The organism is Sphingobium sp. CFD-2, from assembly GCF_024611135.1.
Classification (GTDB): Bacteria; Pseudomonadota; Alphaproteobacteria; order Sphingomonadales; family Sphingomonadaceae; genus Sphingobium; species Sphingobium fuliginis.
On the sequence record NZ_CP084406.1, the window covers coordinates 799,793 to 816,092 of the forward strand.

Below are 16,300 nucleotides of genomic sequence, written 5' to 3' on the forward strand. Positions count from 1 at the left end.
ATAATATAGTGTTTCGGAAAATCATTATTCCTGAGCTGGTATAATCACATGTCCAACTGGGATGGCATAGACGAGTTCATCAGTGTCGCCACCGCAGGCTCCTTCACGCGCGGGGCAAGGGCGCTGGGTGTCTCCACCACCCATGTCAGCCGGTCCATCATGGCGCTGGAGCAGCGCGTGCAGGCGCAGCTTTTCCACCGGACCACCCGGATCGTCCGGCTGACCGACACCGGCCGTGTGTTCTTCGAACGGTGCGAGCGCATCGCCAAGGACAGGGACGAAGCCATCGCCCTGATCGGAGAGAGAAGCGAGCCGCAGGGAGAGTTGCGCGTCACCTGCTCGACGGCCATGGGGGAGCGCTTCGTGGCGCCGATCATCCGCCGCTTCGCCATGCAGCATCCCAAGCTGGCCGTGTCGATCGAATTGTCCAACCGGGTCATCGATCTGGTCGGCGAGGGATTCGACGTCGCGGTGCGGACGGGGACGGTCAACGACCCTCGCCTGATCGCGACGCGGGTGGCGTCGCGCACGCTCTACACCTGCGCCGCCCCCAGCTATCTGGCTTCCGCGGGCCGCCCCGCCAGCGTCGGTGCGCTGGCCGGGCATGAGTGCATCGCGGGCTCCGCAGGCACATGGCATTTCAAGGTCGACGGCCAGGAAATGATCCATCGGCCCAAGGGGCGCTTCAGGTGCAATAGCGGACACGCCGTCATGGAAGCGTGCATTTCGGGGCTCGGCATCTGCCAGCTCCCGGATTTCTACATCCTCCCCTATCTCAAGCACGGCATGGTCGAACTGCTGCTGGAGGATGTCCAGCCGGACGATGAGCCCATATGGGCGGTTTATCCCCAGCGGCGGCATCTGCTGCCAAAGGTGCGGCAGGTCGTGGATTGCCTGCTGCATGAACTGGGGCCGGCGATGAACACCCCCAGAAGGGAAGCGGCGGTCAGGCCAGACCGATACGTTCCTTGAGCCGGTCGCGAGACGAAGCGAGGAAATCCAGCGCCGCGCCTTCATCCGACATCGCCCGCGCCAGCGTCATGGCCCCGACAAGCTCCGCAAGCAGCGAATGGGCGAGCGCCGCGCCATCGGACCGGCCCGCAATCTCCAGCGCCCGCGCAATCCCTTCTCGAAACCGCCTGACCCCCGCTTCGAACCGCAGGCGCGCGGCGGGTGGCATGCGTGCGGCCTCCCCCGAAAGGCCGGGCAAGGGGCAACCACGGTCCACCGCCCGATAGGCGCTTTCCGACAGATAATGGTCGATCAGGCCGGCAAGGTCCGGCCTTTCCCCCAGAAAGCGGTCCAATATCATGGCGCTTTCCTCGAACATGCGGTCGACGGCATGCGCCACCAGATCGTCCCGCGACTCGAAATGAGCATAGAAGCCGCCATGAGTGAGCCCCGCCCGCTGCATCAGCGCCGAGACGCCGATCCCTTGCACGCCCGCCATGCGCATGGCCCCGGCCGCCTCGCCCAGGATACGCGCGCGCGTCTTCGCCTTGTGCGCGCTCTTGTCAGCCATGACCGCTCGTCCTCTTCTTCTTCTGCGTCTTTGCCATGCCCCTTCCCTCTGGACAAATGACAATCGTCATATATATGATGATCGTCATATTCGCAACGGTGTCAGGAAGGGCGATGATGCAGCCCGAGATAATGTTAGGATCCGCCGGCACCAGCCCGTGCTGGAGCCTGCCGCTTTTCCGATGCCGCCGCTGATGTGACGGGCCTCAACGGCTCTTTCGACCATCCCCAGGAGTATTGCCATGACACAGGCTGAAAAGAACATCGCCCTTATCACAGGTGCTTCGACCGGTATCGGCGCGGTCTATGCGGACCGCCTGGCCAGACGCGGCTTCGACCTCATTCTCGTCGCGCGGGACCGGCCGCGCCTGGATGCGCTGGCCGAAAGGCTGCGCGGCGAAGCGGGCGTGGACGTGGAGGTCATCGCGGCGGACCTGACCGCCGAGGGCGACCTGCAACGGATCGAGGAGCGTCTGGCCGCAGGCGACGTCACCATGCTCGTCAACAATGCGGGCATGTCGCTGAACGGCGGCATATTGGATAATGACACGCCGCAATTGTCGCGGATCATCGCCCTCAACGTGACGGCGCCGACCCGGCTCGCCTCCGCGGCGGGCAAGGCCTTCGTCGCGGCGGGCCGTGGCGCGATCGTCAACCTGTCCTCCGTGCTCGCCCTCGCGCCCGAGATGTTCGATGGGGTGTATAGCGGAACCAAGGCCTTCATCCTGAACCTCAGCCAGTCGATGGCCACACAATTGCGCGACAAGGGCGTCCGCGTGCAGGCCGTCCTGCCGGGCGCCACGCGAACCGAAATCTGGGCGCGGTCGGGCAAGGATGTCGATGCCTTTCCCGCAGGCTTCGTGATGGAAGCGGGCGATATGGTGGATGCCGCCCTGCTCGGCTTCGACAGGGGGGAGACCGTCACTATTCCGCCGCTGTCCGACGAACAGCAATGGCTGACCTTGCAGGAGGCGCGCCTCGCCATGGGACCGAATCTGTCCAAGAGCGATGTCGCGCCCCGTTATCGGGACGCCCTTCTTACCGCCTGAGCGGGCCGCCGATGCGGGAAGCGGCTTCCCTTTGCTTCAGCCGTCCCGATCCTTGGCCGGCACCAGTATCAGCTCGCGTCCTTCCACCCGCCAGGACGCGAGCTGCGTCAGAAAGTTCATGCCCAATATGTCGACATTTCCCAGCGCCGGGGAAATGATCACCTTGAGGTTGCGGGCTTCCATTCCGCCGACCTTCAGACGCGCGACGGTGCCGGTGTCGGCCCGGATGGTTCCGTTCGCCGTCCGCATGAGGACCGGCACCAGACCATCGTCCACGCTGACCGCGGCCTGGCGCGCAGTCTCCTGGGAGAGCGCCGTCACCGTCGCGCCGCTGTCGATCAGCATCCGACGCCTCACGCCATTGAGTTCGGCCCGTGCCCAGAAATGGCCATCTGCCGCCATGCGGATGCGGATCATATCCCCCGTCACCTGCTGGCTGCTAAGGCCCAATCGGTTCATCAGCGGGCTCAGATTGGGGTCGAACGGTGCCTGTTGCGCAAGGATCAGAAGGCACAGCGCCAGCAGGGCCACCGATAGGAGGGCGCGGAGGACGCGTCCGATGAAGGGAATGTTGAAGAGCAGGATGAGGAAGACGGCGCCTGCCAGTGCATAGGGAAGAAGGCGTTGCCATTCGGGATTGGTCGCGATGTCCATCGCCTTCGAACCGATGGAAACGCCGTTTGATCCCGGAGCGCGCAGTCGCTTGCCGCCAGCGGTCTGCGGCATGCCCGCGCTCCATCGGCGGATGGAATGTTGCGGCCTCCCTTCCCCGCGCCAATCTCACAGATCGGCGCAAAAGCGTTGCCGATGAACTGCTTAGCGGGCGCAATCCCCTTCGGGGGCTGGCGTGAAAAGGGAACAGGCCGATGCGACGTAGGGGTCGACGCGGAGGGTTTGCGCAGTCCGGATCGATCGCGCGGGACACGACCGCAGCGCTTTTCCTGGGGGGCATGATGATGACGCCCGCCGAAGCGGAGGCGCAGACGGCGCTCCGCTTCTGGGATGGCAGCGATCCTGAACTGCACGCCAATGGCGCCGTAGACGGGGGGTCCGGCCTCTGGCGCATGACGGAACCGAGCTGGACCGACAGCAACGGCGTCATCAACGGCCCGATGCGCCCGGTGCCCGCCTTTGCGATATTCCAGGGAAGGCCGGGAACGGTCACCATAGACGACAGCCAGGGCGTGCCGTCCGTCACCGGCATGCTGTTCCGGTCGGACGGCTATCGCCTCACCGGCGGGTCGTTGAAGCTGGACGGCGGCGCCTATACCTCGATCCGGTCGGAAATGGGCGCCACCACCCGGATCGATACGGAACTGACCGGCACGGGCGGGGTGTTCTTCAACGATCTGGGCACGGTCGTGCTGACCGGCAAGAACAGCTATCTGGGCAACACGCGGGTGGATGGCGGCACCGTCATCGGCAATGTCCATTCGATCCGGGGCGATCTGGAAAATGGCGGCACCGTGATCTTCGACCAGGAGGAGGACGCGACCTTCGCCGGGAATGTCAGCGGGGTGTTCAGCTTCTGGGGATATATGATCAAACAGGGCGCGGGCGCCCTCACGCTGAGCGGCGGCAATGCACTGAACTGGCGGGTGGACGAGGGGCGGCTGATCGCCCGCGCCCAGGGATTTGGCGGCGATGTCGAAATCGGCGGTGGAGGTGCGCTGACCTTCTCCTCCGGCAACATAACGGGCGCGGAAACGGTATATCCCTATCGGCTATCCGGCAGCGGGGGATTCGACGTGACCGGCTCCGCAACGCTCTTGATAACCGGGCAATCGGGCGATTTCACTGGCGCCACCCGGGTCGAAGGCAGCGCATTGCGGGTCGATGGCGCGCTGGGCGGCACGCTTCGCCTTTCCGACGGCGGCGTGCTGAGCGGCACGGGCCGGGTCGGCGCGGTCGATGTCGGAGGCGGCGGCCGCCTGCTGGGCAGGGGTGGCGACACGCTCCATATGGCCAGCCTGGAGCTGGGTTCGGGATCGGTCGTCGTGGCCGCCCTGCGCCGGTCGGGCGATCCGGCATTGTTCGATATAGTCGGGAACCTGACACTCGACGGCATCCTCGACCTTGGCGGCAGCGATCCTCTGGAAGACGGCCTCTACCGGCTGTTCAGCTATGGCGGGCAGTTGACCGATCATGGCCTGGAACTCGGCGCCCCGCCGCCCGGACAGGTTCCAGGCAGGCTGTCGGTCCAGACGGCGACGGCGGGTCAGGTGAACCTGCTGTCCGGCGCGTCCGCACGCCCGCTGCTTTTCTGGGATGGCGGCGATCCAACGCGCCATTCCGATGGCAGGGTGGATGGCGGGCCCGGCACATGGCGCGCCGGGACGCCGGACTGGACCGGGGAGGATGGCGCGAGCAGCCGCACAGCCGATCCCGCCGCCTTCGCCATCTTTGCCGGGCGTGGCGGACAGGTGGTCCTGGACGGCAGCGCGGGGGCATTGTCGACCGCAGGCATGCAGTTCGCCGTGACCGGCTACCAACTGTCGGGAAGCGGGCTGACGCTGGCGGGAGGCGACCGCACGGTCATCCGGGTCGGTGACGGAAGCGTCTGGAGCACAACGATGACCGCCGAAATCGCGGTGGCTCTTTCGGGCAACACCACGCTCGTCAAGCAGGACGCGGGCACGCTGATCCTGTCGGGCGTGAACGGCTATGCCGGCGATACGGAGGTTGCGGCGGGCACGCTGGTCGGCAATGCGCTGTCGATCCGCGGCGACATATCGAACGCGGCGACAATAGTGTTCGACCAGCGAACCAATGAAGGCTTTGCCGGTGGCATCCGCCCGCTTGGCGGCATTGCGGGCCGGATGGTGAAGCGCGGCAGCGGCGTTCTGACGCTCATGGGAGCAAGCACGCTGGACTGGCGGCTGGAAGAAGGGCGGCTGGCCACCGCCGCCAGCCGCTTCACCGGCGACGCCGTTCTGAACCCGGGCGCCGAACTGCTGTTCGAGGAACCGGGCGACAGCCGCTATGCAGGCACGCTGGCGGGCGCCGGCCGCTTCATCAAGGCAGGAACCGGCGATCTGACGCTGATCGGCGGATCGCGGGATTTTACCGGCGCCACGCAAGTGCGGTTCGGTCGCTTGACGGTCGACGGCGCGCTAGGCGGCGCGCTGGCGGTGGAGGGCGGCAGCCTTCTGGCGGGACGCGGCCGCCTGGGCTCGGTGCGGATCGCACCGGGAGGGATAATCGCGCCGGGGCCAGGCATCGCGACGCTCACGGTGGAAGGCGATCTGGAACTGTCGCCGGGCAGCCGTACGGAGATCGAGGTCGATCCATCGGGCACGGTCACTGACCGCATCGATGTGCTGGGCACGGCGACGCTTGGCGGCACGGTGGCGCATATCGGCGCGAACGGCGCGTATCGGCCAAGCGCGACCTATACCATCCTCACCGCCCAGGCTGGAATCCGGGGGCGGTTCGACACGGTCACCTCCTCCTTCGCCTTCCTGACGCCGAGCCTTGGCTATTCGGCCGATGCGGTCACCCTGACGCTCAGGCGCAACGACGTCCGGTTCGAAGAGGTGGCCGCCACGTCCAACCAGCGCGCCGCCGGAGCCGCGCTCCAGACACTGGGTTCGGGCAATGCGGCCTATGACGCCGTGCTGCTGAGCGATGCGGACACGGCGCGCAATGCCTTCGACCGGCTTTCCGGGGCGTTCCACGCCTCGATCCGTACGGCGCTGGTGGAGGCCAGCGGCCTTTCGCGCGATGCCACGCTGGAACGGCTGCGCGGTTCGGCCGACGACCGGCTGGGGCCTGCCTATTGGGTGAAGGCGCTTGACGAATGGGGCAACCGGCGGGGCCATGACAATGCGTCGGCCGTGGCGCAAGGTTCGTCGGGCGCCTTGTTCGGGGCCGAATGGCAGGTGCCGGAAACGACGCTGCGGCTGGGTATCGTCGGCGGCCATCATCGCGCCGCCATGAGGGCGCAGGGCTATGCCGACATCGACAGCTACCATGCCGGTTTCTATGGCGGCGCTGCGCTGGCGCCAGTCACGCTGCGCGGCGGTCTTATCGTCAGTTGGCAGGACATTGACGCGCGACGCTCGGTCGCCTTCGCCGGGTTCGCGGATAGCCTCAGCACCCGGTACCGCGCCACGACGACCCAGGCCTTCGCCGAGGCGGCCCATCGCTTCGCCGTGTCCGCCGGAGCGCTGGAACCTTTCATCAGCGTGGCGCATGTGCAGCTTCGCGTCGGAAAAGGGCAGGAAAGCGGCGGCAGCGCGGCGCTGGCATTGGGCGGGGATTCGATGCGGACCAGCTTCGCGACCGCCGGTCTGCGCGGCGACACCCGGCTGCAATGGGGCGCTTCATCGCTGACCCTGCGCGCATCGGCCGGTTGGCAGCATGCTTTCGGAGATCAGCTTCCGGTGGTGGGAGCCGCTCTGGGCGGCCAGCGTTTCCATGTGACGGGTCTGCCGATCGCCCGCGACACGCTGGTCAGCGAGATCGGGCTGGAAGCGACGGTGGGATCGAACATGCGGATCAATCTCGGCTACAGCGGCGCGCTCTCGCCGGCCAGTCAGAACCATGCCGCGCGGGCGGGGCTGCTATGGCAATTCTGACGAAGAAAGCCGCGCCGCATGGATAATGGCCGAAGAAGCGACATGAGGGCGGAACGAGTCCCGCGGACGGGCGTCTCCTGAATCACCATGAAGACAGGCGACGATATTTTGGCGCGAGATGCGGCGGTCATGGCCCATGACGCCCGCCGGCTGTCGCCCGGGCCGTGAAAGTCGCGACCTACAATGTGAACGGGGTCAACGGCCGGCTCCCTGTCCTGCTTCGCTGGCTGGCCGAGGCGCGGCCTGACATCGTCTGCCTTCAGGAACTCAAGGCGCCCGACGAGAAGTTTCCGGAAGGGCCGATCCGTGACCTTGGATATGATGCGGTCTGGCATGGCCAGAAAAGCTGGAACGGCGTGGCGATCCTCAGCCGCGTCGGCGAAATCCACGAAACCCGGCGCGGCCTGCCCGGCGATCCCGACGACAGCCACAGCCGCTATATCGAGGCGGCGGTGAACGGCATCCTCATAGGCGGCCTCTATCTTCCCAACGGCAATCCCCGCCCCGGCCCCAAGTTCGACTATAAGCTCCGCTGGTTCGACCGGCTGATCGACCATGCCGCCGGGTTCATCGACCAGCGGCTGCCGGTCGTGCTCGCCGGCGACTTCAACGTCATGCCCACGGACCTCGACGTCTATAAGCCGGAACGCTGGCGCGACGACGCGCTGTTCGCGCCGGAGGTCAGGGCGGCCTATTTCCGCCTGCTCGACCAGGGCTGGACGGACAGCCTCCGCACGCTTCATCCCGATGAAACCATCTACACCTTCTGGGATTATTTCCGGAACGCCCATGCGCGCAATGCGGGGCTCAGGATCGATCACCTGCTGCTCAGTCCGGCCCTTTCGAACCGGCTCGTCGCCGCCGAAGTGGATCGCGACGTGCGCGGCTGGGAAAAGACCAGCGACCATGCGCCGGTCTGGATCGAACTGGCGGATGCGCCGCCGCCGCGCGCCAGGGAGAAGGGATGATGAACGCCTCTGCCATGCTTTCCGGCGGCTGCGCCTGCGGCGCGGTGCGTTATGCGCTTCATTCCCCGCCCTTCGATGCAGGTTATTGCCACTGCCGGCTATGCCAGTTGACGAGCGGCGCGCCCGTCATGGCCTTCGCCACGGTTCCGGTCGGGGACTTTCGCATCGTCGCGGGCGAACGCGCCGTCCGCCGGTCCTCCGACTTTGGCGAGCGCGGTTTTTGCGCCGCGTGCGGAACGCCTCTCACCATGCAGGTCGATCACCAGCCCGCCACGATCGACTTCACGATTGCCACGCTTGACGATCCCTCCGCCCTTGCCCCTCAATTCCATATCTGGGATGCCAGCCGCATTCCCTGGTTCGAAATGGCCGATGCCTTGCCGCGCCATGCCGGTTTCCGACCCGATACGGTGGGACTGGACGATGGCGTTTCCGGCGGCGATTCCTCGGCCGGCAGAGGTGCATGGCTGTCGTCGAGCGCAACGAGTTAGGACGCGGGGTGATGGCGGCGTCGGCAACGGTTCGATGACCAATTTCATCTTCCGGTCCCCTTCCGTCCGCCCCGCCCTATCTTCGCGTCGCTATCTTCCCGATGGCCGATAGAAGCGCGGCGGGAAAGGGGCGGCCGGCGAGCCTTTGGGATCGCGCAGTTCGTTCCGCTCCCCGGCATCCGGGCTGAGCGGAATCTGCATGCCGCCCGTTTCCTCCAGCATCCGGAACAGCTTCGCGCTCATCCGTTCGGCCAGTTGCTCATGCCCCGGCCTGGCCAGCAGATTGTCGCTCTCCTGCGGATCGGCCGCCAGGTCGTACAGTTCGTCCACGTCCCAGATGCCGTGGAAATGGATATATTTATACCGATCCTCGCGCAGGGCATGGACAGTCGGCGTCTGCGGGAAGTTGCGTTCCCAATAATATTCATAAACCAGATCCTTGCGCCACGGGACCGCCCGTCCCTGCGCCAGCGGCAACATGTCCATGCCGGCAAGCCCATCCGGCGCCTCCAGCCCCGCGGCGGCGAGCATGGTGGGCGCAACGTCGAGATTGGCGACGATGTCCTCCACCGTCCGCGGGCCGAAGAGGGAGGGGCAACGCATCAGCATCGGCACGCGCATCGATTCCTCATAGGCGGCGCGCTTGTCGATCAGCCCATGTTCCCCGAACATGAACCCGTTGTCGCCCATATAGAGGATCAGCGTGTCGTCCAGATCGCCCCTTCGTTCCAGCAGGTCCATGATACGCGCCAGTCCTTCGTCGACGGCCAGCAATGTTTCCATATAGCGCTTGTAATAGTCGGCGATGTCGAGCTTGCCGTGATAGGCATAGTCGACGCCGTGCCAACTGTTGCGCTGGTTTTCGACCCACATCGGCCGGCCCGGAACATCTGGCTTCATCGTGTCCGGATAGCGGAACGTCTCCCCGGAATAGCGCCCTGCATGCCGCTCGGCCGGAATGAACTCCGAATGGACGGCCTTGTGCGCCAGATGCATCATCCACGGGCGCTTGCCGTCGCGCTTGCCGATCCAGTCCATCGCATAGTCGGTCAGTTCGTCGGTGATATAGCCCCTTTGCGGCACCTTGCGGCCATTGACGTTCAGGCCATCCTCGCCCGGCAGATAGGTGCCCTGCCCCTTGAAGCTGACCCAATGGTCGAAGCCGGGCTGGGGCTGGTCCGTTTCCTGCCCCATGTGCCATTTGCCGATGAAGGCGGTCTCATAGCCCGCCTGCCGGAGATATTCGGGATAATAGATGAGGCCGGCCGGTATCGGATGATTATTGTCCACCACCCTGTGCTGATGTGCATAGAGCCCGGTGAAGATCGTGGCGCGACTGGGCGAACACAGGGCGGTGGTGACGAAGGCGTTCCTGAAATGCACCCCCTCCCGCGCCAGCCGGTCCAGCGTCGGCGTCTCCCCGAAGGATTGCGCCTTCATGAAGCCGATCGCGTCGTAGCGATGATCGTCGGTGAGGACGACCAGGATATTCTTCGGCCTGGTCCCTGCGCGGCGGCGCAGCTTCAACCGCTTCTTTTTGGCCGGGACGGCCGCGGCATCCGCCGCCGCCCAACTGTAAAGGCCGAATGCTCCCGCGCTGCCGGCCAGCAACAGGCCGCGCCGGTCCAGCTCGTCCGCCATCACGGCCGTCCCATATGCGAATAGGGATCGGTCTGTCCGGCCAGCCAGGGGTCTTTGGTCGCCGCCCGCATGGCATGCAGACGTTCGGCCAGCGTCCGCTTCACCCCGGCATAGGCGGGATCGGCGGCGACGTTCCCCAGCTCATCCGGATCGCGCGTCAGGTCGTAAAGCTCCTCCGCGTCCCGCTTGAGATAGGCTGCCTGCGTCCTCTTCCCCAGGCGGATGGCGGGATCGGCGCTGATCGCCTTCCACGCCGGAGAACCCGCCACGTCTCCGGCGATGGGATAGTCCAGCGGGGAAGCGAGGTTGAGAATATAGTTGTGCGTCCGCGTGCGGATGGCCCGCATGGGATAATATTGGTTGATCTCATGAAAGTCGTGGCTGGCGAACACGGCGTCGCGTTGCGGATCGGCGCGACGGCCCAGCAGCGGCAGCAGCGAACGGCCGGAAAGCGCATAGGCGGTCGGCGCGGCGACGCCGGTCCATTCCAATATGGTCGGCGCGATGTCGACCCAGCTCACCATCGCATCGTTGACCGCGGTCGCGCTTCCCGGGGCGCGGATGATCAGCGGCAGGTGCAGTCCGGCGTCGTAGAGATTGGTCTTCGCGCCGGGAAAGGGCCGCCCATTGTCGCTGAGGAAGATCACCAGCGTATCGTCGGCGCGGCCGGTCGCGGCAAGATCGTCCAGGACCATGCCGACCCCGCTGTCCAGGCGGCTGACGGACTCATAATATTCCGCCAGGTCGGCTCTGACGGCCGGCAGATCGGGCAGATGGGACGGAACGGGCACTTTGCGCGGATCGTAGCGGGCCGGCTTCACGCCCGGCCACGGCCGGTCATTGCCATAATCGACGGCGGCGCGATGCGGATCGCTATAGGCGATGGTGACGAAGAAAGGCCGATCGTCCGTGGAGCGGATGAAGCTGGAGGCCGCAATCGCGAGTTCGCGGACATCGCGGATGCCGGACCGTTCGGGCACAAGTTCCGCCTCATAGGGAAAGGCCGAGTCCGGCCCCACATGCTTCTTGCCCACGAGCGCCGTCGCATGGCCCGCCCGCCGCAGGAGCGAGGGCAGCGTTTCTATTCCCGGCAGCAACGACTGGTGATGGATGTCGTGCTGGAGCCCGTACATGCCGTTCTGGTGCGTGTAGAGCCCGCTATTGATCACCGCCCGGCTGGGACTGCAGGAGGATACGGCGGCAAAGCCCTGGGTGAAGCGCGTCCCCTCCCCCGCCAGCCGATCGATGCGCGGGGTGCGGATCGGCACGCCATAGCAGCCGAGGTCCAGGCCCTGATCGTCGGAAATCAGCAGCAGCACGTTGCGCGCCCTGCCCCGCCGCGTCTGGGACAGGCCGGCCGGGGCGACGGACGCTGCCGCCGCCGCGGCCATTCCCTTCAGAAGGTCGCGCCGGTCCATCAGCGGTCAGAAATTGACCGCGGCGCTGAACCGGAAGGATCGGCCCAGGATCGGGCGCGCCAGGATCGGGCCGGAGCCTTGCCCGCCGATGATGCGCGGATTGCCCTCCGTCAATCCGATCTCGTCGGTCAGGTTGTTGCCCGTGACGGCCAGGCGGATGCGGTCGTTGACGGTGACGGCCACGCCCGCGTCAAGCTGGTAGAAATTCGGCAGCAACTGGTTGTTCTCCGGATCGGAGAAGCGGTCCCCGGTATATTGCAGCGTCGCGAAGACGGAGGGTTTGAGGCTGCCCACCGTCACTTCATAGGCAGGGGTGACGCGCCAGGCCCATTTGGGCTGCCGCTGCACGCGGTTGCCGGTGTTGTCGATCGTGCCGCCGCCGCTGAAAAAGCCGCGATAGGTGGCGTCCAGCCAGGTCAGCGCGCCGGAAATGCTGAACCCTTCGAACGGCCGCAGCGCGCCTTCCAGTTCCACGCCCGTCGCCTTCGCGCCGCCATTCGAACTGATCGGCACATTGTTGATCAGCGTCGTGGTGGCAAGACCATCGAACTTGTTGTGGAACACCGTCGCATAGAGATTGGCGAAGGCAGTCGATATTTTCACGCCTGCCTCATAGGTGTCCACCTCGGCAACGGCGGCAAGGCCGGTCTTGTCTGCAATATTGGTGGCGGACGCCTCGCGCAGATTGTCGAATTGCGGGAAGCTGTTGCCCCGGCTGTACCGGGCGAACACACCGATCTCCCGGCTGAAATCGTAATTCGCGCCCACGGTCCACGACCAGGCCGAGTCCCGGTAACGGATTGAGCGCGGCGGCCCCAGCCGAGTAATCGCATTGTCGTACAATGTGTTGGGATTGCCATCCAGATCGAACGAACCGCCATCGGCCGATGTGCTGAGCGTCGCATCGACCACATGGCGCTGCCACCGCACGCCGCCATCCACGCGCAGTTCGGGCGTGATCTGCAATTCATCCACCGCGTAGAAGGCATAGTCCTTGCCCTCATAATTGCCGCGCACCTGGAAGGCGGGCCCGCTGGAGAAACCGTTGAGCGTCGCTGCCTGCAACACCCCGGCTCCACTGGTCAGCGTCATGTCGAGCCGCCGCGCATTGGGTTCCGCCTGCAACAGCACCTGATTGCCCAGCACCCATTGGTCGCGGGTGGTGTAGTCCGCGAAATAATAGCCGCCGGTCAGCTTGTTGTTGCCCGATGCCCATTCCAGCGCGCTGTCTGCGACGAAGGAGGAGATCTTCTTGCGCACTTCCCAGATGCCGGCGCGCAGCACTTGCGTATTGGCTCCGGTCGGAACCACGCCACCGCCATTGGCATAGGTGAGCGAGGCCAGCGTCGCGCCCGTTCCGCCCAGCGTCTGCGCCATGGCGGAAGCGGCCACCGGCGCCGCCACCGGCACCAGCCCCACCGTGTCGGCGCGCCCGCCCAGGAAGCTCATGCGCTCGCGGAAACGCAGCCCGTCGACCAGTTCGTAGTCGAAGGTGATGCCGGTGTTGATCACCTTGGCCCCGCGTCCGTCGGCCAGATCGACGGCGCGCCCGACCAGATTGGCGACGCGGCGCGTATCCGGACCGTTCAGCGTGTCCGTCCCCGCATCGAAGCCGGGATAGGCGCTGATCTTGCCGCCGTTCGAGACGACGGGGATCGGCAGCAGCCACTGGCCGTGATCGTTGAGATAGCGGGCATATACCTCCACGGAACCGCGGCCGCCAAAGTCATGATGGATGTTCGCGGTGATCTGGCCGCCCTTTTCCGCCCGATAGCGCGGATCGCGAATGCCGTTGCCCTGCGCGTAGAAGCCGCCGACCATGAAACCCGTGTCGGGACCGAGCGGGCCGGAGACCCAGGCGTCGCCGCGAATCTCGTCATAATCGGTATAGGAAATCTTGGCGGAACCCTTGAAATCCGCCCCGCCGATCCGCGGCACGACGTTTACGGTCAGGCCCGGCTGGCCGCTGGAGAAGAGGGAGCCGGTGCCGCCGCGCACCGCCTCGACGCGCTGCACCGTCTCGTCCAGCCGGATGAGTTGCGAGTTTTCCAGGAAGGACAATGTCGGCGGCGGAAAGATCGGCACGCCGGCAAGCTGGAAGGTCACGAACTGCGCGTCGCCACCCGACGGATAGCCGCGCACGAAGATATTGGCGCCGTTCTGGCCACCGGAGCTTTCCGCCATGACGCCTGGCACGGTGCGCAGCAGGTCGGCGGTGCTGTTGGGCGCCGCCCGCGTGATCGCTTCGCTATTGAGCGAGGTGACGGCGAAGGACGCATCCTGCCGCCGCGTGCCCGCGCCGGCGGTGCCGACGACCACGATCTCGACGTCGCTGGCTTCTTCCGGCGGAGCGGCGCTGCCGCCTGCAACCTGGGCCAAGGCGGGAAAGGCGGTGAAAAAGGCGCTGACGGTAACACCCGCCATCAGGCGGCGTTGAAGGCTTTTCGGCATGACTTCCTCCCTCATCCGAAGTCGGCGCGATCGATGCCCCGCCGATCTGCCGCTGACATACTGCATCTGTTTTCGATGACGGAATGGAAAGTGCATCCACAGCCGCTATGCTCTTCTTTTTTCCGCGCAATCGTTGCATTAATGTCTCAATGGAGAGAGGTTTTCCTTTGATCCCTCCGGTGAAGAGAGCGAGAAGAAGCCGGTCCGCGCGGCACGGGAGCGCATCATAATAAAGTCTTCGGTCAAGGAGAGAGGAACCATGCACGTCCGATCCGCCATGAAGTCGTCGCCCTGGCGGCGTATCGTCATGCTGGCTGCAATATTGACGCTGCCGGCGTCGATTTCGGCCCAAACCTCCCCGGCGGAGATTTATGGCGACCTGTTCCGGGCCGTGCAGACGCAGCGCCTGTTCCCCGACGGCAAGACCTTCGTCGACGCAGTGCCCCGGCGCTCGCCGGAAGCGATCATGGCCGATTTCCGAAGCAGCAGGCCGCAGGACAAGGAAGCGCTGCGCAGCTTCGTCCTCGCCAATTTCGCCGTGCCGGGCGTCAATGACCGTAACGCCGGCACCCTGCGCCGGCACATCCGGACGCTCTGGCCCACGCTGGTGCGCCAGTCCGAAGCCGTGGCGCCGGGCAGTTCCGCCCTGCCGATGGAGGCGCCCTATGTCGTGCCGGGCGGCCGCTTCCGCGAAATCTATTATTGGGACAGCTATTTCACCATGCTCGGCCTGGCCGTCGACGGGCAGCAGCCGCTGATCGAATCCATGCTGACGGATTTCACGGCGGCCATCGAGCGCTATGGCCATATTCCCAACGGAATGCGCAGCTATTATCTGGGCCGGTCGCAGCCGCCCTTTTTCGCGCTGATGCTGGGCCTGTCGAAACAGGGCGATCATGCGGTCGACGCCCGACGGCTTGCCGCGTTGCGCCGCGAATATGATTATTGGATGACGGGCGCCAGCTGTGTCGACGCCGGCGGCGCATGCGCGCGGGTCGTCAAAATGCCGGACGGCACGCTGCTCAACCGCTATTGGGACGATGTTCCGCAGCCCCGCGACGAATCCTATGCCGAAGATGTGGCGACGGCGGCAGAAGACCGGACGCGCCCCGCCCAGGCGCTCTACCGCCATCTGCGCGCCGGGGCGGAAAGCGGATGGGACTTCAGCAGCCGCTGGCTGGCGGACCCGCGCCGGCTTTCATCGATCCGCACCGCCGACATCGTGCCCGTCGACCTCAACAGCCTGATGCTGATCGTGGAGGAGACCATCGCCCGCCGTTGCGGCGAAGCGCGGGACGGCGCCTGCGCCGATCGCTTCACCCGTCTGGCAAGGCAGAGGCGCGGAGCGCTGGACCGCTATTTCTGGGTAGCGCGCGAGGGCCGCTACGCCGATTGGGACCGCACCGCCCGCAAGCCGACGCCGGTTCTGTCGGCCGCCACGCTCTACCCGCTGTTCGCCGGCGCCGCTTCGCCCGCCCAGGCGAAGGCGGTCGGCGCGACCGTGCGGAGCGAGTTGCTGGCGGTGGGCGGGCTGCGCACAACGACGCTGCGCACCGGCCAGCAATGGGATACGCCCAATGGCTGGGCGCCGCTGCAATGGATCGCGATTGCGGGACTTGAGCGGTCGGGCGAAGCCGCGCTGGCGCGCGAAATCGCCAGGCGCTGGCTGGGCACGGTGACGGCCGCCTATGTCGAGACCGGCCGGATGCTGGAAAAATATGATGTGGAGGAACGCAAGCCCGGCGGCGGCGGCGAATATCCGACACAGGACGGTTTCGGTTGGACCAATGGCGTGACCAGCGCGATCATGGAGAAATATCCTGAACTTGCGCCCGAATGACGCGCACTGGCGCTGGGCGGGGCTGACGTCCGGGCTGAAATTTTACTGATCCAGATCAGACCGCGCATCCTATTCGCATCCCGCGCATTTGACCGAGGCAGCCATCAGGGCCGCCGAGGGAGGCTCCATGCCGGACGATACCGAAGACAGGATTCGCGAGCGCGCCTATGCCATATGGGAGGCGCAGGGCCACCCCGAAGGATTGGCCGAGGATCATTGGCGGCAGGCCGAGGCGGAGATCAGCGGACTTCCGGAGGACAGCACCCTCCCCAATCCGCTGGCGACCGGTGCCGCCGCCGAGCTGCTCTCCAGGCCCGCTTCCCGAACGAAATCGGCCTGAT

The 16,300-nt window shown here is 65.8% G+C and carries 12 protein-coding genes; 7 read left to right on the forward strand and 5 right to left on the reverse strand.

Going from position 1 to position 16,300, the window contains the following annotated elements; genetic code table 11:
* Positions 1-48: 48 nt before the first annotated feature.
* Positions 49-972, forward strand: coding sequence for a LysR family transcriptional regulator (locus tag LDB29_RS23975; protein WP_257557251.1), 924 nt, complete (start codon positions 49-51; stop codon positions 970-972).
* On the opposite strand, the gene LDB29_RS23980 is transcribed toward LDB29_RS23975, so the two are convergent.
* A complete protein-coding gene (locus LDB29_RS23980) occupies positions 947-1,522 on the reverse strand; it encodes a TetR/AcrR family transcriptional regulator (RefSeq protein ID WP_257557252.1) in 576 nt (191 codons plus the stop codon). The two genes, LDB29_RS23975 and LDB29_RS23980, sit on opposite strands and share 26 nt — an antisense overlap.
* 241 nt (positions 1,523-1,763) lie before the next feature.
* Here LDB29_RS23980 and LDB29_RS23985 point away from each other — a divergent pair, with 241 nt between their 5' ends.
* Positions 1,764-2,570 (forward strand): SDR family oxidoreductase, encoded by an 807-nt coding sequence (locus LDB29_RS23985; RefSeq protein ID WP_025550200.1) that lies wholly within the window; start codon positions 1,764-1,766, stop codon positions 2,568-2,570.
* Positions 2,571-2,606: 36 nt separating this feature from the next.
* Here the strand turns inward: LDB29_RS23985 and LDB29_RS23990 are convergent, their stop codons facing one another.
* Complete coding sequence (locus tag LDB29_RS23990; protein ID WP_257557253.1) at positions 2,607-3,296, reverse strand: TIGR02281 family clan AA aspartic protease; 690 nt, start codon at positions 3,294-3,296, stop codon at positions 2,607-2,609.
* Between the two features lie 224 nt (positions 3,297-3,520).
* Between LDB29_RS23990 and LDB29_RS23995 the strand changes: the two genes are divergently transcribed.
* From LDB29_RS23995 to LDB29_RS24005, 3 genes are all read left to right on the forward strand, one after another.
* Positions 3,521-7,150, forward strand: a complete 3,630-nt coding sequence (locus LDB29_RS23995) for an autotransporter domain-containing protein (RefSeq protein WP_257557254.1) — start codon at positions 3,521-3,523, stop codon at positions 7,148-7,150.
* A gap of 164 nt (positions 7,151-7,314) precedes the next feature.
* The gene (xth, locus tag LDB29_RS24000) at positions 7,315-8,118 is read left to right on the forward strand and encodes an exodeoxyribonuclease III (RefSeq protein WP_140043359.1); all 804 of its coding nucleotides are present in this window, start codon (positions 7,315-7,317) and stop codon (positions 8,116-8,118) included.
* Complete coding sequence (locus LDB29_RS24005; RefSeq protein ID WP_257557255.1) at positions 8,115-8,609, forward strand: GFA family protein; 495 nt, start codon at positions 8,115-8,117, stop codon at positions 8,607-8,609. The genes xth and LDB29_RS24005 overlap by 4 nt, the downstream gene beginning before the upstream one ends.
* A gap of 90 nt (positions 8,610-8,699) precedes the next feature.
* On the opposite strand, the gene LDB29_RS24010 is transcribed toward LDB29_RS24005, so the two are convergent.
* The 3 genes from LDB29_RS24010 to LDB29_RS24020 are packed head-to-tail and all read right to left on the reverse strand — an operon-like array spanning position 8,700 to position 14,119.
* Entirely contained in the window at positions 8,700-10,250 is a 1,551-nt protein-coding gene (locus LDB29_RS24010) for a sulfatase (protein ID WP_084694338.1), read from the reverse strand.
* Complete coding sequence (locus LDB29_RS24015) at positions 10,250-11,668, reverse strand: sulfatase-like hydrolase/transferase (protein WP_257557256.1); 1,419 nt, start codon at positions 11,666-11,668, stop codon at positions 10,250-10,252. Before LDB29_RS24015 ends, LDB29_RS24010 begins: the two co-directional genes overlap by 1 nt.
* A 6-nt stretch (positions 11,669-11,674) precedes the next feature.
* The gene (locus LDB29_RS24020; RefSeq protein ID WP_257557257.1) at positions 11,675-14,119 is read right to left on the reverse strand and encodes a TonB-dependent receptor; all 2,445 of its coding nucleotides are present in this window, start codon (positions 14,117-14,119) and stop codon (positions 11,675-11,677) included.
* 259 nt (positions 14,120-14,378) lie between these two features.
* Between LDB29_RS24020 and treA the strand changes: the two genes are divergently transcribed.
* Positions 14,379-15,959, forward strand: a complete 1,581-nt coding sequence (gene treA, locus LDB29_RS24025) for an alpha,alpha-trehalase TreA (protein WP_257557258.1) — start codon at positions 14,379-14,381, stop codon at positions 15,957-15,959.
* A gap of 127 nt (positions 15,960-16,086) precedes the next feature.
* Positions 16,087-16,299, forward strand: coding sequence for a DUF2934 domain-containing protein (locus LDB29_RS24030; RefSeq protein ID WP_257557259.1), 213 nt, complete (start codon positions 16,087-16,089; stop codon positions 16,297-16,299).
* Position 16,300: the final 1 nt, after the last annotated feature.